Source organism: Streptomyces sp. NPDC026246 (genome assembly GCF_055567995.1).
In genome coordinates, this window is record NZ_JBVHPJ010000014.1 from 94465 (window position 1) to 118872 (window position 24408).

Consider the following 24408-nt stretch of genomic DNA (forward strand, 5'->3'; position numbering starts at 1 on the left):
CGGCCCCGGGCCGCCGTTTCTCACTCGAACGGGCGGCACCGGGGCCGGTGTTGATCATCCAGGCAGACGATCGGAGCGACGGATCAGAGCTTGGTCCACGCCTCCGTGAGGGTGGCGCGCAGGATCTGCTCGATCTCGTCGAACGTCGACTGGTCCGAGATCAGCGGCGGGGCGAGCTGCACGACCGGGTCGCCGCGGTCGTCGGCACGGCAGTACAGGCCGTTGTCGTACAGCGCCTTGGAGAGGAAGCCGTACAGGACGCGCTCGGTCTCCTCGTCGTTGAAGGACTCCTTGGTGTGCTTGTCCTTCACCAGCTCGATGCCGTAGAAGAAGCCGTTGCCGCGGACGTCGCCGACGATCGGCAGGTCGTGCAGCTTCTCCAGGGTCGAGCGGAAGTTGCCCTCGTTGTCCAGGACGTGCTGGTTGAGGTTCTCGCGCTCGAACAGGTCGAGGTTGGCCAGGCCCACGGCCGCGGAGACCGGGTGGCCGCCGAAGGTGTAGCCGTGCAGGAAGGTGTTGTCGCCCTTGTAGAACGGCTCGGCCAGGCGGTCGGAGATGATGCACGCGCCGATCGGGGAGTAGCCCGAGGTCATGCCCTTGGCGCAGGTGATCATGTCCGGCACGTAGTCGAACTTGTCGCAGGCGAAGTAGGTGCCCAGGCGGCCGAAGGCGCAGATGACCTCGTCCGAGACGAGCAGCACGTCGTACGTGTCGCAGATCTCGCGCACGCGCTGGAAGTAGCCGGGCGGGGGCGGGAAGCAGCCGCCGGCGTTCTGCACGGGCTCCAGGAAGACCGCGGCGACGGTGTCCGGGCCCTCGAAGAGGATCTGCTGCTCGATCTGGTCGGCGGCCCAGCGGCCGTAGGCCTCGGGGTCGTCGCCGTGGATCGGGGCCCGGTAGATGTTGGTGTTCGGGACCTTGTGCGCGCCCGGCACCAGCGGCTCGAAAGGGGCCTTCAGGGCAGGCAGACCGGTGATGGACAGGGCGCCCTGCGGGGTGCCGTGGTAGGCGACCGCACGGGAGATGACCTTGTGCTTGGTGGGCTTGCCGGTCAGCTTGAAGTACTGCTTGGCGAGCTTCCAGGCGGTCTCGACCGCCTCACCGCCACCGGTGGTGAAGAAGACCTTGTTCAGGTCGCCCGGGGCGTGGTGGGCGAGGCGCTCGGCCAGCTCGACGGCCTTGGGGTGGGCGTAGGACCACACGGGGAAGAACGCGAGCTCCTGCGCCTGCTTGAAGGCGGTCTCGGCGAGTTCCACGCGGCCGTGCCCGGCCTGCACCACGAACAGCCCGGCGAGGCCGTCCAGGTAGCGCTTGCCCTGGTCGTCGTAGATGTACGTGCCCTCGCCCCGGACGATGGTGGGGACGGGGGCCTTCTCGTACGACGACATGCGGGTGAAGTGCATCCACAGGTGGTCGTACGCGGTCTGGGAGAGGTCCTTGCTCACGGCTATCGGGTCCTCACGATTATCGGGTTCCCCACATGTAGGTCTGCTTCTTGAGCTTGAGGTAGACGAAGCTCTCGGTGGAGCGCACTCCGGGCACCGCCCGGATGCGTTTGTTGATGACGTCCAGCAGGTGGTCGTCGTCCTCGCAGACGATCTCCACCATCAGGTCGAAGGACCCCGCGGTCATCACCACGTACTCGCACTCGGGCATGGCCGACAGCGCGTCCGCGACCGACTCCACGTCGCCCTCGACGTTCACCCCGACCATCGCCTGCCTGCGGAAGCCCACGGTGAGCGGGTCCGTGACGGCGACGATCTGCATGACGCCCTGGTCGAGCAGCTTCTGGACGCGCTGGCGCACGGCCGCCTCCGACAGGCCCACGGCCTTGCCGATGGCGGCGTACGGCCGGCGGCCGTCCTCCTGGAGCTGCTCGATGATGGCGAGGGAGACGGCGTCCAGCTGCGGCGAGCTGCCGTTCCTGGACTCGCGGGAGGGCTCGCGGTGCTCCCGCGACCCCTTCTGGTCTGCGCTTCGACTGGCCACGAGGTCACTGTGCACGAGGTATCGACACTTCCGCAAGCCTGGATCGATGAAATCCGTTGTTTGAGTCGCCGAGTACTGCGGATTCCGCATAAACGACGGGAGTGGGGGTGTTGAAAACGTGGGTGCGCCGACTAGGGTGGTGTCTCAATCAATGGACATCCGAACTGGAGGGCCGGCAGTGAGCACCGAGCTGCGTCGTCTGCGCAACTACATCGGCGGTGAGTTCCGCGACGCCGCCGACGGACGGACCACCGAGGTGGTCAACCCCGCGACGGGCGAGGCGTACGCGACCGCTCCGCTGTCCGGGCAGGCCGACGTGGACGCCGCGATGGCGGCGGCCGCCGAGGCCTTCCCCGGCTGGCGGGACACCACGCCCGCCGAGCGCCAGAAGGCCCTGCTGAAGATCGCGGACGCCTTCGAGGAGCGCGCCGAGGAGCTGATCGCGGCCGAGGTGGAGAACACGGGCAAGCCCGTCGGGCTGACCCGCTCCGAGGAGATCCCTCCGATGGTCGACCAGATCCGCTTCTTCGCGGGTGCGGCGCGGATGCTGGAGGGCCGCTCGGCCGGTGAGTACATGGAGGGCCTGACCTCCATCGTGCGCCGCGAGCCGGTCGGCGTCTGCGCGCAGGTCGCGCCGTGGAACTACCCGATGATGATGGCCGTGTGGAAGTTCGCCCCGGCCCTCGCCGCGGGCAACACGGTCGTGCTGAAGCCGTCCGACACGACCCCGGCCTCGACGGTCCTCATCGCCGAGATCATCGGCTCGATCGTCCCCAAGGGCGTCTTCAACGTCATCTGCGGCGACCGCGAGACCGGCCGCATGATGGTCGAGCACCCGGTCCCGGCGATGGCCTCCATCACCGGTTCGGTGCGCGCCGGCATCCAGGTGGCCGAGTCCGCCTCCAAGGACGTCAAGCGCGTCCACCTGGAGCTGGGCGGCAAGGCCCCCGTCCTGGTCTTCGAGGACACCGACATCGCCAAGGCCGTCGAGGACATCTCCGTCGCCGGCTTCTTCAACGCCGGCCAGGACTGCACCGCCGCCACGCGCGTGCTCGTCCACGAGTCCATCCACGACGAGTTCGTCTCCGCCCTGGCCAAGGCCGCGTCCGAGACGAAGACCGGGCAGCCGGACGACGAGGACGTGCTCTTCGGCCCGCTCAACAACCCCAACCAGCTCAAGCAGGTCGAGGGCTTCATCGACCGGCTCCCGGCGCACGCGCGCGTGGAGGCCGGTGGCAAGCGGGTCGGCGACAAGGGCTACTTCTACGCGCCGACCGTCGTCTCGGGCCTGAAGCAGGACGACGAGATCGTGCAGAAGGAGGTCTTCGGCCCGGTCATCACCGTGCAGTCCTTCCAGGACGAGGACCAGGCCATCGAGTGGGCCAACGGCGTCGAGTACGCGCTCGCCTCCTCGGTGTGGACCAAGGACCACGGCCGGGCCATGCGGATGTCGAAGAAGCTCGACTTCGGCTGCGTGTGGATCAACACCCACATCCCGCTGGTCGCCGAGATGCCGCACGGCGGCTTCAAGAAGTCCGGCTACGGCAAGGACCTCTCCGCGTACGGCTTCGACGACTACACGCGCATCAAGCACGTCATGACGTCGCTGGACGCGTAGTCACGCGGATCCCCCTCACGGCCCCGGGCGGCACTCGGCCCCGCCCGGGGCCGTTCCGTTGCCCGGAGACCCCTTTTTGAACATGTTCAACACAGGCGTAGAGTGCCGTCATGAGCGACAGAGCCGCCCTGTTGAGGGACATCCGTGCCTGGTTGGTGTTCTTCGTCGTGTGCCTGGTGCTGAGCGGCGCCACGGCCTTCCCCCTGGTGCACGAACTGCGCTGGACCGAGGAGCTGTTGCACGCGCTGTCCGTGGACCGGTACCTGCCCGGGCTGACGGACTGGATCGAGCGCGTCCGCGCCGGCCTCGACCGGGCCGACGCCGACTACCCCTTCCTGCTCTACGGCACGGACTGGCTGGCCTTCGCGCACCTGGTGATCGCGGTCGCCTTCTACGGGCCCTACCGCGACCCGGTCCGCAACATCTGGGTCGTCGAGTTCGGGATGATCGCCTGCGCGGGCATCGTCCCGCTCGCCCTGATCTGCGGCCCGGTGCGCGGCATCCCGGTGTGGTGGTCGGTGATCGACATGGCCTTCGGGGTGTTCGGGGTCGTACCGCTGTGCGTCGTGCGGCGCAGGATCAAGCGGCTGGAGGCGCTGACCGCTCCGGCGGCCACTCCGGTGCCCGCCGTCTGACGCCCGCCGGCCCGGCCCGCGGCGCCTCCTCGGCCCCGGGCCGGGTCTACGACGGCGCGGTGGCCTCCGAGCGGGCGGCGCACAGGACGTCGATGCGGTTGGTCGTGATCGAGTCGACGCCCACGGCCAGCAGCCGCCGCATCGCACGGCGGGTGTCGGGCGTCCAGACGGACAGCAGAGCGCCGTCGCGGTGGACCCGCTCGACGAGGGGCCGGTCCACCAGCGTGAAGCGGTAGTTGAGCCAGCGCGGGCGGATCGCCTCCAGCAGGACGGGCCGGGGCGGGGCCAGGGTCGTCCGGGTGAGGGCGATCTCCGCGTCGGGGTCCGCCGCGCGCACCGCGAGCATGGCGTCGGCGCCCGCGCAGTAGTACACGCGCTCCGCCGCCCCCGCCTCCCGCACGACCCCCATGACGCGGCGCACCGCCGGGACGTCCGGCGAGCCGGGCAGGTCGATCATGACCCGGTGCCCCTCGGTCGCGGCCAGCGCCTCGGCCAGGGCCGGCACCCCGCCGCCGGTCAGCCCGCGCACCTCCTCGAAGGACAGCGCGTGAACGGGCCGCTCGTGCCGCCAGAGCCGCCGCAGCGTCGCGTCGTGCAGCAGCACGGGCACGCCGTCGCGGGTGAGCCGCACGTCGATCTCCACGGCGTCCGCGCCCCGCCGGAGAGCGGAACGCAGCGAGGCCACGGTGTTCTCCCGCACCCGGTAGGGGTCGCCCCGGTGGGCCACGGCGACCGGGGCGGGCGTCACCGCGCGAGCCACTGCGCGGTGTACGTGTCGATCTCGCCGGTGATGCGGGCCTTGCCCGCCGCGTCCAGGAAGGACGCCTCGACGGCGTTCTTCGCGAGCTCGGCCAGGCCCCGCTCGTCGAGGTCGAGGAGCCGGGCCGCGACCGCGTACTCGTTGTCGAGGTCGGTGCCGAACATCGGCGGGTCGTCGGAGTTGACGGTGACGACGACGCCCGCCCGCACGAACTCCTTGATGGGGTGCTCGTCGAGGGTGGCGACCGCGCGCGTGGCGATGTTCGAGGTCGGGCACACCTCCAGCGCGATGCGGTGCTCGGCGAGGTGCGCGAGCAGCTCGGGGTCCCGGGCGGAGGAGGTGCCGTGACCGATGCGCTCGGCCCGCAGGTGCGTCAGCGCGTCCCACACCGTCTGCGGCCCGGTGGTCTCGCCGGCGTGCGGCACCGAGTGCAGACCGGCCGCGATCGCCCGGTCGAAATAGGGCTTGAACTGCGGACGCGGCACACCGATCTCGGGGCCGCCCAGGCCGAAGGAGACCAGGCCCTCCGGGCGCAGCCGGTCGTCGGTCGCCAGCCGGGTCGTCTCCTCGGCGGCCTCCAGCCCGGCCTCGCCGGGGATGTCGAAGCACCAGCGCAGCACGGTCCCGAACTCCGCCTCGGCCGCCTTGCGGGCGTCCTCGATCGCCTCCATGAACGCCCGTTCGTCGATCCCGCGGCGCGTGGAGGAGAACGGCGTGATGGTCAGCTCGGCGTAGCGCACCTGCTGCCGGGCCAGGTCCCGCGCCACCTCGTAGGTCAGCAGCCGGACGTCCTCCGGGGTGCGGATGAGGTCGACGACCGACAGATACACCTCGATGAAGTGGGCGAAGTCGGTGAAGGTGAAGTACTCGGCCAGGGCCCCGGGGTCGGCCGGAACCTTCGAGTCGGGGTGCCTGGCGGCCAGTTCGGACACGATCCGGGGGGAGGCGGAGCCGACGTGGTGCACGTGCAGTTCGGCCTTGGGCAGTCCGGCGACGAACGCCTTGAGGTCGCGCGGGGCCTGGGGATCGACGAGGTGCTCGGTCAAGGGTTCCTCCCGGAACGGCGTCCCTGCCGGCGCGTGGCGCGGGCGGGCGCGGGTGATCGGCTGATCGGTGACGCGGACATCATCCTAGGCGGTGGCCCCGGCGCCCCCGAGATGCACGGACCCGGCGGTGGACCGGTGCGGACCCGCACTGTGGCCCGCCCGGGGCGGCCCGTAGCATGGCGGGACGAACGACCCAGGGGGGATGCACAGATGACCGACCCGACGCAGCCCGGCGCAGGCGGCGGCCACGACCCGTGGGCGCCCCCGGAGAGCAAGCCGTCGCTCGACAAGAACCAGCCGCCCGCCCAGGGCCCCGGCTCCGTGCACGACCAGGCCACGGTCACCTCGATGCCCGGATTCACCCCGCCCGCCGGCACGCCCCAGTACGACACCTCCGGCACGGGCGCGGTCCCGCCGCCGCCCGTGGCCCCCACCGGCCCGGGCACCGCCGGGGGCTACGGCTACCCCGGCTACGGCCAGCCGGGATATGACCAGTCGGCCTACGGCTCGCCGGGGTACGGCCAGTCGGGATACGGCTGGCCCGGCATGCCCCCGGCCCCGCAGAACGGCATGGGCGTCGCCGCGATGGTCCTCGGGATCGTCTCCTGCACCCTGTTCTGCCTGTACGGCGTGGTCTCCCTGGTGACCGGCATCCTCGCGATCGTCTTCGGCATCAAGGGCCGCAGACGTGCCGAGGCCGGCGTGGCCACCAACCACGGGCAGGCCCAGGCCGGCCTGATCATGGGCATCATCGGGATCATCCTCGGCATCGCCGTGATCGTGCTGATCGCCGTGGGCATCACCGCCGCGATCAACAGCGACGAACCGTACGACGACCCCTACTACGGTGCCGGGGTGCCCGCGGCCACCGCGCCGTTCCAGGGCTGAAACTCCCGCACGCGGGGCGGGACTCGGCCACTACGATTCCCTGGTCTGACAACGGAGGGGAGATCGTCCATGTCCAACACCAATCCCGCGCCCGGTGGCTTCGGCCCGCCACCCCAGCCCCCGCAGCAGCCGGCGCCCGGTTACGGCTTCCCCCAGCAGACCGGCCCGGGGTACGGCTACCCGCAGGGCGGGCCCGGGTACCCGGCCGCCCCGCCCGTGGGCTACCCCCAGGCGCCGGGCTACGCGATGCCCGCGCAGCCGAGCAACGGCATGGGGACCACGGGTCTGGTGCTGGGCATCATCGGCGTGGTGTGCAGCGTGACCTTCCTGCTGTGGTTCTTCGGCGTGATCCTGGGCATCCTGGCGATCATCTTCGGTGCGATCGGCCGCGGGAAGGCCAACCGCGGTGAGGCCACCAACAAGGGTGCGGCGACCGGCGGTCTGGTCTGCGGCATCATCGCCACGGTGATCCTGCCGCTGCTGGGTTTCCTGCTCTTCGCGAGCATCATGGGCGGGCTCGGCGCGGCCTCCTGAGCGACGCCCCCCGCCCGGGAAGGGGCCGGTCCGCGGACCGGCCCCTCACTCATGCCCCAGCCGAGCGCAGCCGCTCGCGCGCCTGCATCAGGGCGAAGCCCAGCAGGTTCGGTCCGCGCCACCGCTGCGGATCCAGGGCCGCGTCGTCGTCCGCGGCCAGGCCGATGCCCCACACGCGGTCCACGGGGCTCGCCTCCACCAGCACCCGGTCACCGGTGCCCAGCAGGTATCCCCGCAGCTCGGGATGGGCCGCGAACTTGTGGACACTGCCCTCCACGACGATCCGGAACCGTTCGCGGGCCCAGGTCGCCTCGTCGAACCCGCGCACCAGCCGGCCCGCCTTCTTGGCCTCGGCGGGATGCCCGGCGCCCAGGGCGGCGCGCTCCGCGTCCTCGTCGCCGAACAGGCGGGCCTTGGCCGCCATCATCCAGTGCTCGGCCGTCGCGTACTCCACGCCGTCCACCGTGAACGGTGCGGGCCACCACTGACTCAGACAGCTCGGCCCGATCCGCCCGTCGGGACGCGGGCGGTGACCCCAGAAGAGCAGGTACTTCACCTGTGCCCCGGCGCCGACCGCCCTGATCAGGGCGTCCTGCGAGTCGAGCGTCCCCGTGATCTCCTTCATGCACGCGAGTCTGGCACGCACCACGGACACAGCGTCCTGCCTTTTCCCGGCGGACTCGACACCTGGTCGACAGATTCCGTCGCGTAACCAAAAATCAACAACGGAATCACTTGTTGGCGTGCCATCCCTCTGTCAGGATCGGCACTCAAATCGAGCCTGAGCCACGCCGGCCCCTTCGCGGGACACGGAGGAGAGCGACATGCACAATCCGGGCACTGCCACCCCGGACCGATTTCCGGCCGAGGAGCGCTTCGCGCAGGGCGCGCAGTTCATCGCGGGGCACCTGACCCACGGCACCTCCGGCCGCACGCACGCCGTCGTCGACCCGGCGTCGGGCGAAGAGGTCCTCACCTACGAGCTGGCGGGGACGGCCGACGTCGACCGGGCGGTCGCCGCCGCCGCAGCCGCCTTCCCGGGCTGGGCGGGAGCCACCCCGGGCGAGCGGTCCGACGCCCTGCACCGGTTCGCGGCGGTCCTGGCCGACCGGGCCGAGGACTTCGCCCGCGCGGAGTCGCTCCAGTGCGGCAAGCCGCTGAAGCTCACCCGCGAGTTCGACGTCCCGGGCACCATCGACAACACGGCCTTCTTCGCCGGGGCCGCACGCCACCTACAGGGCCAGTCCGCGGGTGAGTACTCCGGGGACCACACCTCCTACGTCCGGCGTGAACCCATCGGCGTCGTCGGGTCGATCGCGCCCTGGAACTACCCGCTGCAGATGGCCGCCTGGAAGATCCTCCCGGCGATCGCCGCGGGCAACACCATCGTCCTCAAGCCGGCCGAACTCACCCCGCTGACCTCCCTGCTGTTCGCGCAGGCGGCCACCGACGCCGGGATCCCCGACGGTGTGATCAACATCGTCACGGGCACCGGCAGGGAGGCCGGTGAGCACCTCGTCGGCCACCCCGGCGTGGCGATGACCTCCTTCACCGGCTCCACCGCCGTCGGCAAGCGCGTCGCCGAGGTCGCCACCGCCACCGTCAAGCGCCTCCACCTGGAGCTGGGCGGCAAGGCGCCCTTCGTCGTGTTCGACGACGCGGACCCCGAGGCCGCCGCCCAGGGCGCGGTCGCCGGCGCCCTCATCAACACGGGGCAGGACTGCACGGCCGCCACGCGCGCGTACGTGCAGCGACCGCTGTACGACGCCTTCGTCGAGCGGACGGCGGCGCTCATGGAGACGGTCCGGCTCGGCGACCCCTTCGCCGCCGGCACCGACCTCGGGCCCTTGATCTCGCACGTCCAGCGCGACCGCGTGGCGGGGTTCGTCGACCGGGCACGGGCCTACGCGCGCGTGGTCACCGGCGGCGAGGCACCCGGGGGCGAACTCGCCAAGGGCGCCTACTACCGGCCCACGCTGATCGCGGACGCCGCGCAGGACAGCGAGGTCGTCCAGTCGGAGATCTTCGGCCCGGTCCTGGTCGTGCTGCCCTTTGACACCGACGACGAGGGCATCGCCCTCGCCAACGACACCCCATACGGCCTCGCCGCCTCCGCGTGGAGCCGGGACGTGTACCGGGCGAACCGGGCCACGCGCGAGATCAAGGCCGGCTGCGTGTGGGTCAACGACCACATCCCGATCATCAGCGAGATGCCGCACGGCGGCCACAAGTCCTCCGGCTACGGCAAGGACATGTCCGCGTACTCCTTCGAGGAGTACACCCAGATCAAGCACGTCATGTTCGACAACACCGCGGTGGCCGCGAAGGACTGGCACCGCACCGTCTTCGGGGACCGATAGCCGCACACTCAGGCCGCCCGACCAACGGCCGCCCACCCCTCGAAAGGGCACCACGCGCATGGAGCAGTACGAGCCCGACCGCCTGTCCGCGGCCCAAGTGGCCGCCATGCGGCGCAGTCTCACCAACGGCAGGGGCGCCCTCACGCGGCGCTCCCTGCTGCGCGCCTCCACGGGCGGCGCGCTGGCGATCGGCGGACTGGGGACGCTGAGCGCCTGCGGCATCCCGGCGGCGGGTCAGTCGCAGGGCGGCGTCTCCGCCGAGGACCACTCGGCCAAGGAGAAGACGGTGAACTTCTCCAACTGGACCGAGTACATGGACGTCGACGACAGCGGCAAGCACCACCCGACCCTGGAGCAGTTCGCCCGGCGGACCGGCATCAAGGTCAAGTACAGCGAGGACATCAACGACAACAACGAGTTCTTCGGCAAGATCAAGCCGCAGCTCGCCGCGGCCCAGGACACCGGCCGCGACCTGATCGTCCTCACCGACTGGCTGGCCGCCCGCCTGATCCGCCTGGGCTGGGTGCAGAAGCTCGACCCGAGCAACCTGCCGCACGCCTACGCCAACCTGTCCGCCCAGTTCCGCAACCCCGACTGGGACCCGGGCCGCGCCTACTCGTACGTGTGGCAGGGCATCTCGACCGTCATCGCGTACAACAAGAAGGCCCTCGACGGCGTCGAGGTGAAGTCGGTCTCCGACCTGCTCGACAACCCCAGGCTCAAGGGCAGGGTCGGCTTCCTGTCGGAGATGCGCGACAGCGTCGGCATGACCCTGCTCGACATGGGCAAGGACCCGGCCGACTTCACCGCCGACGACTACGACGCCGCCATCGCCCGGCTGCAGAAGGCCGTCGACAAGGGGCAGATCCGCCGCTTCACCGGCAACGACTACACCTCGGACCTGACCAGCGGCGACTTCGCCGCCTGCGTCGCCTGGGCCGGGGACGTCGTCCAGCTCAAGGCGGACAGCCCCGACATCGACTTCCTCATCCCGGACAGCGGCTACGTCACCTCGACCGACAACCTGCTGATCCCCAACAAGGCCCGTCACAAGACGAACGCCGAACGGCTCATCGACTTCTACTACGAGCCGAAGCCGGCCGCCGAACTCGCCGCGTACATCAACTACGTGTGCCCGGTCGACGGCGTGAAGACCGAACTCGCGAAGATCGACGAGGACGCGGCGAACAACCCGCTGATCCTTCCCGACAAGGCCATGGCCGCCAAGTCCCACGCCTTCCGCTCGCTGAGCTCGAAGGAAGAGACCGAGTTCGAGGCGAAGTTCGCGAAACTGACGGGGGCGTGACCACCATGACGAACAGGAAAGACCCCAGCGGCGACGTCCGGCTCACCGGCATCGCCAAGAGCTACGGCTCCTTCACCGCCGTCCACCCGCTGGACCTGACCGTGCCGCAGGGTTCCTTCTTCGCCCTGCTCGGCGCGTCCGGCTGCGGCAAGACCACCACCCTGCGCATGATCGCCGGCCTGGAGGAACCCTCCGCCGGCACGGTGTTCCTGGGCGACCAGGACGTCACCGCGCTGCCGCCCTACAAGCGCCCGGTCAACACCGTCTTCCAGTCCTACGCGCTCTTCCCGCACCTCGACATCTTCGAGAACGTCGCCTTCGGACTGCGCCGACGCGGATGGAAGTCGGTGAAGAAGCAGGTCGACGAGATGCTGGAGCTCGTCCAGCTCGGCGAGCAGGCCCGCAAGAAGCCGCACCAGCTCTCCGGCGGACAGCAGCAGCGCGTCGCCGTCGCCCGCGCGCTCATCAACCACCCGCAGGTGCTGCTCCTCGACGAGCCGCTCGGCGCCCTGGACCTGAAGCTGCGCCGCCAGATGCAACTGGAGCTCAAGCGCATCCAGACCGAGGTCGGCATCACCTTCGTCCACGTCACGCACGACCAGGAGGAGGCCATGACCATGGCCGACACCGTCGCCGTGATGAACGGGGGCCGCGTGGAGCAACTCGGCTCCCCGGCCGAGCTGTACGAGAACCCGCGCACCACCTTCGTCGCCAACTTCCTGGGCACCTCCAACTTCATCGAGGCCGAGGTCGACTCCCGGAGCGGGGACGAGATCGTGCTGCGGGCGGGCGGCGGCAAGCTCGTGCTGCCCGAGAGCCGCTGCTCCGCGCCCGCGGGCACCGGCGGCAAGGTGCTGGCCGGCGTCCGCCCGGAGAAGATATCCCTCACCCACGCGGACGACGCCGGAGAGATCCCCGCGGGCCGCAACCGCATCACCGGCCGGATCGCCGACTCCAGCTTCATCGGCGTCTCCACGCAGTACGTCGTCGACAGCCCGGTCTGCTCCGACTTCGAGGTCTACGCCCAGAACATCGACCGCGACCCCCGGCTGGTGCCCGGCGCCGAGGTCGTCCTGCACTGGAACCCGGCGCACACTTTCGGCCTGGACGCCGCCCAGGACGCCGGCGCGGGCGTGGAAGAGGCGGCCTGATGTCGACACTCACCGAGGCGCCACCGCCCCTCGCACCCCCAGCGCCCGAGGCCGGGCCCCGCAAGCGCCGGGGCCGCTTCACGCCCTACTGGCTGCTGCTGCCCGGCATGCTGTGGCTGGTCGTCTTCTTCGCGCTGCCGATGGTCTACCAGGCCTCCACGTCCGTGCAGACGGGCTCCCTGGAGGACGGCTACAAGGTCACCTGGCATTTCGCGGCCTACTGGGACGCCCTGTCCGCGTACTGGCCGCAGTTCGTCCGCTCGGTGCTCTACGCGGGCACGGCGACGATCCTGTGCCTGCTGCTCGGCTACCCGCTGGCCTATCTGATCGCCTTCCGCGCGGGCCGCTGGAAGAACCTGATCATGATCCTGGTGATCGCGCCGTTCTTCACCAGCTTCCTGATCCGCACCCTGGCCTGGAAGACGATCCTCGCCGACGGCGGGCCGGTCGTCGGCGCGCTCAACACCCTGCACGTCCTGGACGTCACCACCTGGCTCGGCATGACCGCCGGCGACCGCGTCCTGGCCACGCCGCTCGCGGTGGTGTGCGGTCTGACGTACAACTTCCTGCCGTTCATGATCCTGCCGCTCTACACATCCCTGGAGCGCATCGACGGCCGGCTGCACGAGGCGGCCGGGGACCTGTACGCCCGGCCCTCGACGACCTTCCGCAAGGTCACCTTCCCGCTGTCGATGCCCGGGGTCGTCTCCGGGACGCTGCTCACCTTCATCCCGGCGGCCGGCGACTACGTCAACGCCGACCTGCTCGGCTCGACCGACACCCGCATGGTCGGCAACGTCATCCAGACGCAGTTCCTCAGGGTGCTCGACTACCCGACGGCGGCCGCGCTCTCCTTCATCCTCATGGCGGCCATCCTCCTCATGGTCACCTTCTACATCCGTAGGTCCGGGACGGAGGATCTGGTCTGATGCCTCTCGTCAACTGGCTCAAGAGGAACCTCGTCGTCATCGCGGGACTTCTGACCCTCGGCTATCTGCTCCTGCCGAACGTCGTCGTCACCGTCTTCTCCTTCAACAAGCCCAAGGGCCGCTTCAACTACGAGTGGCAGCAGTTCTCCCTGGACGCCTGGAAGGACCCGTGCGGCGTCTCCGGGCTGTGCGGCTCGCTGTCCCTGAGCCTGCAGATCGCCTTCTGGGCGACGCTGGGGGCCACCCTGCTGGGCACCCTGATCGCCTTCGCCCTGGTCCGCTACCGCTTCCGCGCCCGTGGGGCCGTGAACTCGCTGATCTTCCTGCCGATGGCGATGCCCGAGGTCGTCATGGCCGCCTCGCTGCTCACCCTGTTCCTCAACATGGGCGCGCAGCTGGGCTTCTGGACGATCCTCATCGCGCACATCATGTTCTGCCTGAGTTTCGTGGTCACGGCCGTCAAGGCGCGGGTGATGTCGATGGACCCGAAGCTGGAGGAGGCGGCGCGGGACCTGTACGCGGGCCCGTTCCAGACCTTCGTCCGGGTCACCCTGCCCATCGCGGCGCCGGGCATCGCGGCCGGCGCGCTGCTCGCCTTCGCCCTGTCCTTCGACGACTTCATCATCACGAACTTCAACGCCGGCTCGACCGTCACCTTCCCCATGTTCGTGTGGGGATCGGCCCAGCGCGGCACACCCGTCCAGATCAATGTCATCGGCACGACGATGTTCGTCGTCGCCGTCCTGTTCGTCCTGGTCTCCATGGTGGTCGGAAACCGTCGCAACAGGCAGAAGGCATAACCGTAGGGAGTTGACATCATGGCCGCTGGAGCCATGAACCGGTTCACCCGCTCGCTGTCCGACGTCCAGCCGGTCCCGTACTGGCTGGACGACCCCGGCCGGCCCCGTCCCGAACCCGCCCTCACCACCTCCGAGACCTGCGACCTGCTGGTCGTCGGCGGCGGGTACAGCGGACTGTGGACCGCGCTGATCGCCAAGGAACGCGATCCGCAGCGCGACGTGGTGCTCGTGGAGGGCCGTGAGGTGGGCTGGGCCGCCTCCGGCCGCAACGGCGGATTCTGCGCCGCCTCCCTCACCCACGGCCTGCCCAACGGCCTGACGCGCTGGCCCGACGAGATCCACCGGCTCCAGGAACTGGGCGACCGCAACCTCGACGAGATCGAGGCGGCACTCGCCCGGCACGGCATCGACTGCGACTTCGAGCGCACCGGCGAGATCGACGTCGCCACCGAGCCGTACCAGGCCCGGGAACTGCGCGAGTGGCACGAGGAGACGACCCGCCTCGGGCTGGCCGAGGGCGTCGAGTTCCTGGACGCCGACGCCGTGCGGGAGCAGGTCGACTCGCCCACCTTCCGGGCCGGCCTGTGGGACCGCCGGGGCGTGGCCATGCTGAACCCCGCCAGGCTCGCCTGGGGCCTGAAGCGGGCGTGCCGGGAGCTGGGCGTGCGCGTGTACGAGAACACGCCCGCGCTCGACCTCAAGCCCTACGGCGCCGGTATGGCCGTGCGCACCCCCTACGGTGGGATTCGCGCCCGCCGGGTCGCCCTCGGCACCAACATCTTCCCGAACCTGGTCAGACGGGTCCGCTCCTACACCGTCCCGGTCTACGACTACGCGCTGATGACCGAGCCGCTGACCGCCGACCAGCTGGCCTCGATCGGCTGGAAGAACCGCCAGGGCCTCGGCGACAGTGCCAACCAGTTCCACTACTTCCGCCTGTCCGCCGACAACCGGATCCTGTGGGGCGGCTACGACGCGATCTACCCCTACGGCGGCCGCGTCCGCGCCGAGTACGACGACCGGCCCGAGACCTACGCCAAGCTCGCCGGGCACTTCTTCACCTGCTTCCCGCAGCTGGAGGGCGTGCGCTTCTCCCACGCCTGGGGCGGCGCGATCGACACCTGCTCCCGCTTCTCGGCGTTCTTCGGCACCGCCCACCAGGGCAAGGTGGCCTACGCGGCCGGGTACACCGGGCTGGGGGTGGGCGCCACCCGGTTCGGCGCCGAGGTGATGCTGGACCTGCTGGCGGGGCAGCGCACCGAGCGGACCGAGCTGGAGATGGTCCGGAGGAAGCCGCTGCCGTTCCCGCCCGAGCCGTTCGCCTGGACCGGCATCGCCCTCACCAAGTGGTCCCTGGCCCGGGCGGACGCGCAGGGCGGGCGGCGCAACCTGTGGCTGCGGACGATGGACCGGCTCGGCCTCGGCTTCGACAGCTGACCCGCGGATGTGAGCCGGTTCACTCCAACGGGGTGCCGGAACCCGCGTAATGACCCCCGGGAGTCCCCCTTCTCCCTCGTGACGTGCCGTGCGTCCGCGAGGCGCACGAGAGAGAAGGGGGACTTCTTCGATGACAGGGGCGAAGACGGCGGTCGAATGGCTCGCGTCCGTGGCACCGGACCCGGAGGCCTGCCGCTGGGAGTGGGAGCGCAACCCGCTGGGTGTCGCACTGCTCCCGGCCGGCAGCGCCTGGGACGTGCTCATCCTGCCCGGCGACCTCGGGTACGCCACGCTGGACGTGCTCAGCCGCTTCCTGGACCAGCCCGGGCCGGTGCTCGTGGACTTCGGCGACGCGCGCATGGGCTTCTTCGTGCCGCCGGGCACCGCGGCCCGCTGGCTCGGCACGGGCATCCGCACGGCAGGGGCCGGCACCTGGATCGTCGTGCCGTACCCGGGGCGCGCGTCACCGGGCGGGGTGCGCTGGCTGGTCCCTCCGGACGGTACGGGCCTGCTGACCGACCCCGCCCTGCTGGAGCTGGCGATGCACGAGGCGGCCGCGGGCCTGGCGACGGGACGCGGCGACCAGGGGGCTGCGGACCGGTGACGAGGGTTCTGTGCACCGGTGGGTGAGCAGGGGTCTCGTGGGCCGGCGACCAGGGTTCTGTGGGCCGGTGACTAGGGGCCTGCCGGCTCCTGGTCCGTGCCGGGCGCGTCCCTCAGGAACAGCCACAGCGACGCCAGCAGCACCGTGCACAGGCACCAGCTGGCCACCACGTCCAGGGGCCAGTGGTAGCCGCGGCGGACCAGGCCGTAGCTCGCGCCGAGCACCAGCGCGGCGCAGACCCCGGCCAGGGCGCGGCGGGCGAGCGCGGTGGCCAGGCGGGGGAGGAGCAGCAGGGTGGCCGAACCGTAGGCGACGGCGGCCGTGGCGGTGTGGCCCGAGGGGTAGTAGCCGGTGCCGGGCGGGACGGCCGGGGTGCCCGGGCGGTCGGTGAGTTCCTTGAGCGGCACGATCAGCGCCGGGACCAGGGCCATCAGCAGGGCCGCCGCGGCCACCGGCAGCCAGCGTCGCCCGTCGCCGCGCGTGCGCAGGACGACGTACCCGAGGGCGAGGGCCAGGACCGGGACGGCGACCTGGACGTTGCCCAGGTCGGCCAGGGCCTCGGAGAGCCGGTCCGGGCGGACGAGCACACGGCTGACGTCCTCGTCGAGCCCGACGAGCGGACCGCCGGTGACGACCTGCCAGGTGATCAGGGCGAAGAGCGCCGCGGGCAGACCGAGCAGGAGGGCGGGCAGGCCCGGGCCCGTCCGCCGCCGGCCCCGGACGGCGGGCTCGGCGCGTTCCTGGTGCGCGGGGATCGGCATGGGCCACAGCCTGCCACGGACACGGACGCCCCCGGTCCCGCGGAGTGGTCACACGGGAGGCGAGGGCGTGGAGGGAGGTCGGCCGCCCCGGAACAGGGGGGGTGGTTCCGAGGCGGCCGACCGGACCGGAACGTCGCGCGCCCCGGGGGGTTTGGGGCGGGCGACCGTCCGATCGGTGAGGAGATCCGGAGCTCAGGCTCCGGTGATGTGCGCGAGGGCACGACCAGGTCGAAGCTGGGGAGGCCGCGGCCTGGTGTCACCCACAGTCCCCTGCGGGCGGGGTGTATCTCTCATCTGGGTAGAACCTACGGCAGAGGCCGGGCGGAGGACAGGCCGCGAGGCCCGCTGTCATCCACCTCGCACACCTTCTTCACACGCTCTGCGAGCCGCGGTTGCGGACCGGAACCGGGGCGCGCGCCCCGCCCGACGGGAGCCGGACGCGCGCCCGGGCGGCTCAGATGCGGGAGAAGGCCTGCTCGATGATGTCGAGGCCCTCGTTCAGGAGGTCCTCACCGATCACCAGCGGGGGCAGGAAGCGGAGGACGTTGCCGTAGGTGCCACAGGTCAGGACCAGCAGACCCTCGGCGTGGCACGCCTTGGCGAGCGCGCCGGTCGCCTCCGGGTTGGGCTCCTTGGTGGCGCGGTCCTTGACCAGTTCGATGGCGATCATCGCGCCGCGGCCGCGGACGTCGCCGATGATCTCGAACTTCTCCGCCATGGCGCCGAGGCGGGCCTTCATGATCGCCTCGATGTTCTTCGCCTTGGCGTTGAGGTCCAGCTCCTTCATCGTCTCGATGGAGCCGAGCGCGCCGGCGCAGGCGACCGGGTTGCCGCCGTAGGTGCCGCCCAGGCCGCCGGCGTGCGCGGCGTCCATGATCTCGGCGCGGCCGGTGACGGCGGCGAGCGGCAGACCGCCGGCGATGCCCTTGGCCGTCGTGATGAGGTCCGGGACGATGCCCTCGTCCTCGCAGGCGAACCACTGGCCGGTGCGGCAGAAGCCGGACTGGATCTCGTCGGCGACGAAGACGATGCCGTTGTCCGCGGCGAACTGGCGGATCGCCGGCAGGAAGCCCTTGGCCGGCTCGATGAAGCCGCCCTCGCCGAGCACCGGCTCGATGATGATCGCGGCCACGTTGTCCGCGCCGACCTGCTTGGCGATCTGGTCGATCGCCTGGGCGGCGGCCTCCGGGCCGGCGTTCTCGGCGCCGGTCGGCCAGCGGTAGCCGTAGGCCACCGGCACGCGGTACACCTCGGGCGCGAACGGCCCGAAGCCGTTCTTGTACGGCATGTTCTTCGACGTCAGCGCCATGGTGAGGTTGGTACGGCCGTGGTAGCCGTGGTCGAACACCACGACGGCCTGGCGCTTGGTGTACGCGCGGGCGATCTTGACCGCGTTCTCCACGGCCTCGGCGCCCGAGTTGAACAGCGCGCTCTTCTTGGCGTGGTCACCGGGGGTCAGCTCGGCGAGCGCCTCGGCGACCTCGACGTAGCCCTCGTACGGCGTGACCATGAAACAGGTGTGGGTGAAGTCGGCGAGCTGCGCCGACGCCCGGCGGACGACGGCCTCGGCGGAGGCGCCGACGGACGTCACGGCGATGCCCGAGCCGAAGTCGATCAGCCGGTTGCCGTCGACGTCCTCGATGATCCCGCCGCCGGCGCGCGCGGTGAACACGGGCAGCACGGAGCCCACGCCCTGCGCGACCGCGGCGGTGCGGCGGGCCTGCAGCTCCTGCGACTTCGGGCCGGGGATGGCGGTGACGACGCGACGCTCCTGCGGCAGTGCGCTCATGCGGGGCTCCTGGGGGGTGGTGCGGAGGGACTTGTACAGACCGTTGACTTCTTTTCTCGCAGGCTAGGGCGGGCGGAGGGGGGTGGGCATGCTCCATGTGGGCGTTGTCGGCGCCGCCGCTTGTCCGGGGTGGACATGGCAGCCTTCCGGACCGGTGCCCACGACCCGGCCGCGTAAGCGGTGAACTCCCCAGGGGAGGGCGTTAGATTGGCTCGCTGATGGTGGACGGAGCGGCTGGTCAGGGGGCAAGGGCGATGGACAGCGACGGGACGCAGGAGGCCCGGGGCACACACGCGCATCCGGTGCCCCGCCCGGCGGGGCCGCCACAGGTGCCGGCGATGCCTTCCCGGCCACCCGGGGCACCGCCGCCGCCGCGGCCCGACGGGTCGGCCTTCCTCACCTGGCTGCGCGCGCCGCGCCCCGAGGCCGCGCCGGGCGTGTGGCGGTTCGGGCACCGGCCGCGGCCCGCGGAGGAACCCGAGGACGTGCCCACCCGGCAGCTGCTGAGCGGGGCACTGATCGCCTTCCTGGTGGGCTGGCTGGTCTGGTCGCTGCTGCAGAACGACTACCTCGGCACCTGGTGGTGGATCCCGTTCGACCTGATCGTCCCGGACGCCTGGCGGGGCGGGGACAGCGACCTCGGCGAGACCGGGACCTTCGTCGTCTACCGCGGGTACGAGCTGCTGGTCGCGCTGGCCATCATGATCGTGGTGGCCCGCCTCGGCCGCTGGGGCGAGGTCTGGCGCCGTTTCGTCACGCCCTTGTACCGGCGGCCCGAGTCCCCGGCCGCGCAGCCGGGCCCCGAGGACGACCCGGCGCAGTGGAACGAGCTCCGGGCCGCCGGGGCCGCCGACGCCGCCGAGCGGCTCGCCGCCGAGGCGCACTCCGGGCTGATGCGGGACGTGGACCACGCCCGGATCCTGCGCGCCTGGCAGGGCGTGCGCACCGGACGGCACAGCCTGGCCACGTTCAGCGGTGCCGTGCTCAAGGACGGCGCCGCGGCCTGCCTGCACCCCTCCGGGGAGCGGGACCTGCCCGCCCGCCTGGCCCGGCACGACCTGCTCACCGGGCAGGTGCGGCTCGGCACGACCGTGGACGACACCCGCAACCCCTACGCCTACCGCGGGGCCGGACTCGCCCTCGGTCCCGACCTGCTCGGTACCTCGCTGGTGGCCGTGGGGCCCGCCGGTTCCGGCAAGACCGGCACGGTCGTCCGGCCGCTCGCGGAGTCCCTCTGTCTGCACGCCCTCGCCGGGCGCGCCGCCGTGGTCGTCGTGGGGGCCGCCGGGGCGGGGCTCGGGCCGGCCGACGCGTACGACGTCGTCGTGCGGATCGGGAACCAGGAGTCCGAGTACGACCTGGACCTGTACGGCGGGACCGCCGACCCGGACGAGGCGGCGGCCGTGCTCGCCGAGGCCCTGGTCGGGGACCTCGCCGACCCGCACCCGGGAAGCGACACCCGGCGCTCCACCACCGTCCTGGCGCAGCTGCTCGGGCCGTTCCGGGCCGTGCACGGACGTTTCCCCTCCGTACCGGAACTGCGGCAGCTCCTCGACGGCTCACCCGGGCCGTTCGCGGCGCTGCGCCAGGGGCTTCAGGAGGCCGGGCAGGAGTCACTGCTGCGTGAACTCGACGCCCGGGAACGGCAGATGGGTCAGCCCGGAGATGTCGGCGGGGTCCTCGCGGACCGCGTCGCGCTGCTGGACCGCCCCGCCTTCGCCGGGTTCTTCGACACCTCCGGGCAGTCGCGGCCCTTCACGCTGAAGGCGCTCGACCACCCCGTGCGGGTGCGCATCGACCTGCCCCAGCGCGGGCACGCCGACGCCTCCCGGATGCTGGCGCGGCTGGTGCTCGCCCAGTTCACGGCCAGCGTCGCCGTACGGGAGGACCGGTCGCTGTTCGCCTGCCTCGTGCTCGACGACGCGACCGGGGTCGTCACGCCCGAGGCCGTGCGCGGCATCCAGCGGCTGCGGTCGGGCAACGCCGGTGTCGTGCTGACCCTGCGGACCCTCGACGACGTGGCCCGGCCGCTGCGCGGGCCGCTGCTCGGGGCGACCGGGTGCCGGATGGCGCTGTCGGGAGTCACCCCCTGGGACGGCCAGGACTTCGCCGAGGTGTGGGGCAAGGAGTGGACCGAGGCGCGGGACGTCACCGACCGGCAGATCATCGCCGAGACCCCGGCGGGCAAGGCCCTGCACGCGGTGCGGCGGGTGATCACCGGCAAGGCGCCGACCGCGCGGGCGGTGACCGTGCGGCAGGTCGAGCGTGAGCGGTGGTCCGCGTCCGAGCTGGCGCACGGGGTGCCGGCCGGGCACGCGGTGCTGTCCCTGACCACCGTGCAGGGCGAGCACGCGCCACCGCTGCTGGTCGATCTGCGCGGCTGAGGGCGTCCGGGGGCGCGGGCGGCTCCGCCCGTGCCCTCGTCGGGGCTGCCGGCGCCCGCCGGTTCCGGTACGCCGGGACCATACGGTGAGGCAGAATCGTCACCGGTCGTTCATACGCGGCGGCCAAATGACCACCGTGACCACACCGCCCCGACGCAGAAGGCCCCATGCCCCCGACGCTCGCCTCGCTCGTCCACCACTCCGCGCTGAAGCTGACCGTGCGGGCCGGCGGGGACCGCCTCGACGTGCCGGTGCGCTGGGCCCACGTCAGCGAGCTCGCCGACCCCGTCCCCTACATGGAGGGCGGGGAACTGCTGCTGATCACCGCTCTCAAACTGGACGCCGAGGACCCGGAGGCGATGCGGCGCTACGTGCGGCGGCTGGCCGGGGCCGGAGTGGTCGGGCTGGGCTTCGCCGTGGGCGTGAACTACGAGGAGATCCCCGAGGCGCTCGTCGAGGCGGCGCGGGAGGAGGGCCTGCCGCTGCTGGAGGTGCCGCGCCGGACACCGTTCCTCGCCATCAGCAAGGCCGTGTCCGCCGCGATCGCCGCCGACCAGTACCGGGCCGTCACGGCCGGGTTCGCCGCCCAGCGGGAGCTGACCCGGCAGGCCCAGACCGGCGGCCCGGAGGGGCTGCTGGCCGCCCTGGCCGCTCAGGTCGACGGCTGGGCGGCGCTGTACGACGCCTCCGGCGCCGTCGTCGCCACCGCACCGGAGTGGGCCGGCCGGCGCGCCGCACGGCTCACCGGCGACGTGCAGCGGCTGCGGGACCGGCCCGCGCCCGCCTCGTCCGTGGTCGGCGGCCCGGAGAACGAGGACCGCGTCGAACTGCACACCATCGGCACCGGCCGTCGCCCCCGCGCGGCCCTGGCCGTGGGCACCGCCGCGGCCCCCGGCACCGCCGAGCGGTACGCCGTGCACTCGGCCATCGCCCTGCTGACCCTGACCACGGAACGCTCCCGCTCCCTGCAGGCCGCCGAGCAGCGGGTCGGCGCGGCGGTGCTGCGCATGCTGCTGGCCGGGGAGCCGGACCACGCCCGCGCCGTCGCCGGGGACCTGTACGGCGGACTGCTGGACGCGCCGTTCCGGATGATGGTCGCCGAGCGGGCGCCGGTGTCGGCGTCGGCTGCCCTGGCCCGCGCCGAGACCCGGCCCGCCGCCCCCGCCGCCGACCGGCCGCCGGCCGCCGCGCTCGCCGGGGCCGACACCGCAGGCGACCCGCTCGCGGCGCTCGCCGACGTCGTGGAGTCCGCGGCCGCCCGGGCCGGCGAGGCCGTGCTCGTCGTACCGGAGGGGGAGCGATTGGTGGTGCTGGCCGCGGACGGCGGCGCCGCCGCGGCCGCCTGCGCCCGGTACGCGGCAGCCCTGGAAACGGCCCGCTCCGGTGGCCGAGAGAAGGTGCCCGGCGGCGAGGAGGACGACCTGGTGGTCGGCCTGTCGGCACCGGCCGGGCCGATCGCCGCGTCGGCCGCGTACAAGCAGGCCGAGCAGGCCCTGTCGGTGGCACGGCGCCGCGGGCGGGTGCTCGTGGAGCACGAGCAGATGGCGGCCGGGTCCGTGCTGCCGCTGCTCGCGGACGACGCCGTACGGGCGTTCGCCGACGGCATGCTGCGCCCGCTGTACGAGCACGACGCCACGGGCCGCGGCGACCTGGTCGCCTCCCTGCGCGCCTGGCTGTCCAAGCACGGCCAGTGGGACGCGGCGGCGGCCGACCTCGGCGTCCACCGGCACACCCTGCGCTACCGCATGCGCCGCGTCGAGGAGATCCTCGGCCGCTCCCTGGACGATCCGGACGCCCGGATGGAGTTGTGGCTGGCCCTGAAGGCGACCGCCACGGAATAGCCAATCCGTAGTGTCCCGGTCCGCCACTGCTACGCCCCGGACAAACACCGTCGGGCCGTGCCGCGCCTACCGTTGATCCGTCACCCAGGATCACCCCCGACGCCGAAGGGCCGGAACCCACATGACCTCCACCCACGCCTTCTGGCTCGCCGGCCGCCAGGCCACCGGCGAGGACACCTTCGACGTCAGCTCCCCGTGGGACGGGCGGCTCGTCGGCAAGGTGAGCGTGCCGACGGACGCGCAGGTCGAGGAGGCCGTCGCCGCCGCGTACGCCGTGCGCGACGAGTTCGCCGCCACCCCCGCCCACGTGCGGGCCGCCGCCCTCGACCACGTCAGCAGGCGCCTCGCCGAGCGCACCGAGGAGATCGCGCTGCTGATCTCCGCCGAGAACGGCAAGCCCATGAAGTGGGCGCGCGGCGAGGTCGGCCGTGCCGTGTCGGTCTTCCGCTTCGCGGCCGAGGAGGCCCGGCGGTTCAACGGCGGCGAGGCCCAGCGCCTGGACACCGACCTCGGCGGCCAGGGCCGGCTCGCCCTCACGCGCCGCTTCCCCAAGGGCGTCGTGCTGGGCATCGCGCCCTTCAACTTCCCGCTGAACCTCTGCGCCCACAAGGTCGCCCCGGCCATCGCCGCCGGTGCCCCGATCATCCTCAAGCCGGCCCCCGCGACCCCGCTGTCCGGCCTGATCATCGGCGACCTGCTGGCCGAGACCGAACTGCCCGCCGGCTCCTGGAGCATCCTGCCGGTCGCCAACGACAAGATGCCCGCCCTCGTGCAGGACGAGCGCCTGCCCGTGATCTCCTTCACCGGCTCCGAGAAGGTCGGTTACGCGATCATGGACTCGGTGCCCCGCAAGCACTGCACCCTGGAGCTGGGCGGCAACGGCGCGGCCGTCGTCCTCGCCGACTGGGCGAGCGACGAGGACCTGGACTGGGCGGCGAACCGCATCGCCACCTTCTCCAACTACCAGGGCGGCCAGTCCTGCATCTCCGTCCAGCGCGTCATCGCCGACGCCTCGGTGTACGACCGGCTGCTGCCGCGCATCGTCGCCGCGGTCGAGGCCCAGGTCACCGGTGACCCGAGCGACGACAAGACGGACGTCGGCCCGCTGGTCAGCGAGGACGCCGCCCAGCGCGTCGAGACGTGGGTCCGGGAGGCCGTCGACGCCGGCGCCCGGCTGCTCACCGGCGGCGAGCGGGACGGCGCCACCTACGCGCCGACCGTCCTGGCCGAGGTCCCGGCCGAGGTGACGATCTCCTGCGAGGAGGTCTTCGGGCCGGTCCTCACCGTGCAGAAGGTGGACGGCGAGGCCGCGGCCTTCGCCGCCGTCAACGACTCCAAGTACGGCCTCCAGGCGGGCGTGTTCACCCACGACCTGCAGACCGCCTTCCGGGCCCACCGGGCCCTGGAGGTCGGCGGCGTGGTCGTCGGCGACGTCCCCTCCTACCGTGCCGACCAGATGCCCTACGGCGGCGTCAAGCAGTCCGGCGTGGGCCGCGAGGGCGTGCGCTTCGCCATGGAGGACTACACCTACGAGCGCGTGATGGTCCTCACCGGCCTCAGCCTCTAGCCTTCTCCG

Annotated in this window: 21 protein-coding genes; 14 read left to right on the forward strand and 7 right to left on the reverse strand. The window is 71.9% G+C overall.

Translation table 11 applies throughout. From position 1 onward, the window contains the following. Positions 1-83: 83 nt before the first annotated feature. A complete protein-coding gene (locus ACZ4M5_RS29240; protein WP_467741097.1) occupies positions 84-1445 on the reverse strand; it encodes an aspartate aminotransferase family protein in 1362 nt (453 codons plus the stop codon). Positions 1446-1464: 19 nt separating this feature from the next. Continuing rightward, a complete protein-coding gene (locus tag ACZ4M5_RS29245; RefSeq protein WP_467741099.1) occupies positions 1465-2004 on the reverse strand; it encodes an Lrp/AsnC family transcriptional regulator in 540 nt (179 codons plus the stop codon). A gap of 163 nt (positions 2005-2167) precedes the next feature. Here ACZ4M5_RS29245 and ACZ4M5_RS29250 point away from each other — a divergent pair, with 163 nt between their 5' ends. Together ACZ4M5_RS29250 and ACZ4M5_RS29255 are read left to right on the forward strand one after the other, a co-directional pair. Further along, positions 2168-3607 (forward strand): gamma-aminobutyraldehyde dehydrogenase, encoded by a 1440-nt coding sequence (locus tag ACZ4M5_RS29250; protein WP_467741101.1) that lies wholly within the window; start codon positions 2168-2170, stop codon positions 3605-3607. A 110-nt stretch (positions 3608-3717) separates the two neighbouring features. Beyond that, positions 3718-4242, forward strand: coding sequence for a hypothetical protein (locus ACZ4M5_RS29255; RefSeq protein WP_467741103.1), 525 nt, complete (start codon positions 3718-3720; stop codon positions 4240-4242). Between the two features lie 46 nt (positions 4243-4288). Here the strand turns inward: ACZ4M5_RS29255 and ACZ4M5_RS29260 are convergent, their stop codons facing one another. Beyond that, positions 4289-4990: a glycerophosphodiester phosphodiesterase gene (locus tag ACZ4M5_RS29260; RefSeq protein WP_467741105.1), complete on the reverse strand. Its 702-nt coding sequence runs from the start codon at positions 4988-4990 to the stop codon at positions 4289-4291. Beyond that, positions 4987-6105, reverse strand: a complete 1119-nt coding sequence (locus ACZ4M5_RS29265; RefSeq protein ID WP_467741264.1) for an adenosine deaminase — start codon at positions 6103-6105, stop codon at positions 4987-4989. Before ACZ4M5_RS29265 ends, ACZ4M5_RS29260 begins: the two co-directional genes overlap by 4 nt. A gap of 153 nt (positions 6106-6258) precedes the next feature. Here ACZ4M5_RS29265 and ACZ4M5_RS29270 point away from each other — a divergent pair, with 153 nt between their 5' ends. Both ACZ4M5_RS29270 and ACZ4M5_RS29275 read left to right on the forward strand, forming a co-directional pair. After that, positions 6259-6936, forward strand: coding sequence for a DUF4190 domain-containing protein (locus ACZ4M5_RS29270; RefSeq protein WP_467741107.1), 678 nt, complete (start codon positions 6259-6261; stop codon positions 6934-6936). A gap of 69 nt (positions 6937-7005) precedes the next feature. Then, positions 7006-7470, forward strand: coding sequence for a DUF4190 domain-containing protein (locus ACZ4M5_RS29275; RefSeq protein WP_467741109.1), 465 nt, complete (start codon positions 7006-7008; stop codon positions 7468-7470). A 49-nt stretch (positions 7471-7519) separates the two neighbouring features. Here ACZ4M5_RS29275 and ACZ4M5_RS29280 read toward each other — a convergent pair whose 3' ends face one another. Continuing rightward, entirely contained in the window at positions 7520-8095 is a 576-nt protein-coding gene (locus ACZ4M5_RS29280) for an NADAR family protein (RefSeq protein WP_467741111.1), read from the reverse strand. Between the two features lie 199 nt (positions 8096-8294). Between ACZ4M5_RS29280 and ACZ4M5_RS29285 the strand changes: the two genes are divergently transcribed. The 7 genes from ACZ4M5_RS29285 to ACZ4M5_RS29315 all read left to right on the forward strand — a co-directional run bounded on the left by ACZ4M5_RS29285 (position 8295) and on the right by ACZ4M5_RS29315 (position 16057). Further along, positions 8295-9830: a gamma-aminobutyraldehyde dehydrogenase gene (locus ACZ4M5_RS29285; RefSeq protein WP_467741114.1), complete on the forward strand. Its 1536-nt coding sequence runs from the start codon at positions 8295-8297 to the stop codon at positions 9828-9830. A 58-nt stretch (positions 9831-9888) separates the two neighbouring features. Continuing rightward, complete coding sequence (locus ACZ4M5_RS29290) at positions 9889-11136, forward strand: polyamine ABC transporter substrate-binding protein (protein ID WP_467741116.1); 1248 nt, start codon at positions 9889-9891, stop codon at positions 11134-11136. 5 nt (positions 11137-11141) lie between these two features. Beyond that, positions 11142-12287, forward strand: coding sequence for an ABC transporter ATP-binding protein (locus ACZ4M5_RS29295; protein WP_467741118.1), 1146 nt, complete (start codon positions 11142-11144; stop codon positions 12285-12287). Next, positions 12287-13216, forward strand: coding sequence for an ABC transporter permease (locus ACZ4M5_RS29300; RefSeq protein ID WP_467741120.1), 930 nt, complete (start codon positions 12287-12289; stop codon positions 13214-13216). Before ACZ4M5_RS29295 ends, ACZ4M5_RS29300 begins: the two co-directional genes overlap by 1 nt. Further along, a complete protein-coding gene (locus ACZ4M5_RS29305) occupies positions 13216-14016 on the forward strand; it encodes an ABC transporter permease (RefSeq protein ID WP_467741122.1) in 801 nt (266 codons plus the stop codon). The genes ACZ4M5_RS29300 and ACZ4M5_RS29305 overlap by 1 nt, the downstream gene beginning before the upstream one ends. 18 nt (positions 14017-14034) lie before the next feature. Continuing rightward, positions 14035-15453, forward strand: a complete 1419-nt coding sequence (locus tag ACZ4M5_RS29310) for an NAD(P)/FAD-dependent oxidoreductase (protein WP_467741124.1) — start codon at positions 14035-14037, stop codon at positions 15451-15453. 130 nt (positions 15454-15583) lie between these two features. Then, positions 15584-16057, forward strand: a complete 474-nt coding sequence (locus ACZ4M5_RS29315; protein ID WP_467741126.1) for a hypothetical protein — start codon at positions 15584-15586, stop codon at positions 16055-16057. Between the two features lie 71 nt (positions 16058-16128). Here ACZ4M5_RS29315 and ACZ4M5_RS29320 read toward each other — a convergent pair whose 3' ends face one another. Together ACZ4M5_RS29320 and gabT are read right to left on the reverse strand one after the other, a co-directional pair. After that, complete coding sequence (locus ACZ4M5_RS29320) at positions 16129-16818, reverse strand: phosphatase PAP2 family protein (RefSeq protein ID WP_467741131.1); 690 nt, start codon at positions 16816-16818, stop codon at positions 16129-16131. Between the two features lie 454 nt (positions 16819-17272). Next, entirely contained in the window at positions 17273-18607 is a 1335-nt protein-coding gene (gabT, locus tag ACZ4M5_RS29325; RefSeq protein WP_467741133.1) for a 4-aminobutyrate--2-oxoglutarate transaminase, read from the reverse strand. A 254-nt stretch (positions 18608-18861) separates the two neighbouring features. On the opposite strand from gabT, the gene ACZ4M5_RS29330 reads away from it, so the two are divergent. The 3 genes from ACZ4M5_RS29330 (at position 18862) to ACZ4M5_RS29340 (ending at position 24399) form a co-directional block, all read left to right on the forward strand. After that, entirely contained in the window at positions 18862-20991 is a 2130-nt protein-coding gene (locus ACZ4M5_RS29330; RefSeq protein ID WP_467741135.1) for an ATP-binding protein, read from the forward strand. Positions 20992-21158: 167 nt separating this feature from the next. Then, positions 21159-22832, forward strand: a complete 1674-nt coding sequence (locus tag ACZ4M5_RS29335) for a PucR family transcriptional regulator (RefSeq protein ID WP_467741137.1) — start codon at positions 21159-21161, stop codon at positions 22830-22832. 121 nt (positions 22833-22953) lie between these two features. Continuing rightward, positions 22954-24399 (forward strand): aldehyde dehydrogenase family protein, encoded by a 1446-nt coding sequence (locus tag ACZ4M5_RS29340; RefSeq protein WP_467741139.1) that lies wholly within the window; start codon positions 22954-22956, stop codon positions 24397-24399. The last annotated feature ends 9 nt before the right edge of the window (positions 24400-24408 follow it).

Excerpts from the sequence above, each read along its gene's own strand:
- ACZ4M5_RS29255 (WP_467741103.1), top strand. The coding sequence starts at position 3,718 with ATGAGCGACAGAGCCGCCCTGTTGAGGGACATCCGTGCCTGGTTGGTG.
- ACZ4M5_RS29270 (WP_467741107.1), top strand. The coding sequence starts at position 6,259 with ATGACCGACCCGACGCAGCCCGGCGCAGGCGGCGGCCACGACCCGTGG.
- ACZ4M5_RS29275 (WP_467741109.1), top strand. The coding sequence starts at position 7,006 with ATGTCCAACACCAATCCCGCGCCCGGTGGCTTCGGCCCGCCACCCCAG.
- ACZ4M5_RS29280 (WP_467741111.1), bottom strand. The coding sequence starts at position 8,095 with ATGAAGGAGATCACGGGGACGCTCGACTCGCAGGACGCCCTGATCAGG.
- ACZ4M5_RS29285 (WP_467741114.1), top strand. The coding sequence starts at position 8,295 with ATGCACAATCCGGGCACTGCCACCCCGGACCGATTTCCGGCCGAGGAG.
- ACZ4M5_RS29290 (WP_467741116.1), top strand. The coding sequence starts at position 9,889 with ATGGAGCAGTACGAGCCCGACCGCCTGTCCGCGGCCCAAGTGGCCGCC.
- ACZ4M5_RS29295 (WP_467741118.1), top strand. The coding sequence starts at position 11,142 with ATGACGAACAGGAAAGACCCCAGCGGCGACGTCCGGCTCACCGGCATC.
- ACZ4M5_RS29300 (WP_467741120.1), top strand. The coding sequence starts at position 12,287 with ATGTCGACACTCACCGAGGCGCCACCGCCCCTCGCACCCCCAGCGCCC.
- ACZ4M5_RS29305 (WP_467741122.1), top strand. The coding sequence starts at position 13,216 with ATGCCTCTCGTCAACTGGCTCAAGAGGAACCTCGTCGTCATCGCGGGA.
- ACZ4M5_RS29310 (WP_467741124.1), top strand. The coding sequence starts at position 14,035 with ATGGCCGCTGGAGCCATGAACCGGTTCACCCGCTCGCTGTCCGACGTC.
- ACZ4M5_RS29315 (WP_467741126.1), top strand. The coding sequence starts at position 15,584 with ATGACAGGGGCGAAGACGGCGGTCGAATGGCTCGCGTCCGTGGCACCG.
- ACZ4M5_RS29320 (WP_467741131.1), bottom strand. The coding sequence starts at position 16,818 with ATGCCGATCCCCGCGCACCAGGAACGCGCCGAGCCCGCCGTCCGGGGC.
- gabT (WP_467741133.1), bottom strand. The coding sequence starts at position 18,607 with ATGAGCGCACTGCCGCAGGAGCGTCGCGTCGTCACCGCCATCCCCGGC.
- ACZ4M5_RS29330 (WP_467741135.1), top strand. The coding sequence starts at position 18,862 with ATGGACAGCGACGGGACGCAGGAGGCCCGGGGCACACACGCGCATCCG.
- ACZ4M5_RS29335 (WP_467741137.1), top strand. The coding sequence starts at position 21,159 with ATGCCCCCGACGCTCGCCTCGCTCGTCCACCACTCCGCGCTGAAGCTG.
- ACZ4M5_RS29340 (WP_467741139.1), top strand. The coding sequence starts at position 22,954 with ATGACCTCCACCCACGCCTTCTGGCTCGCCGGCCGCCAGGCCACCGGC.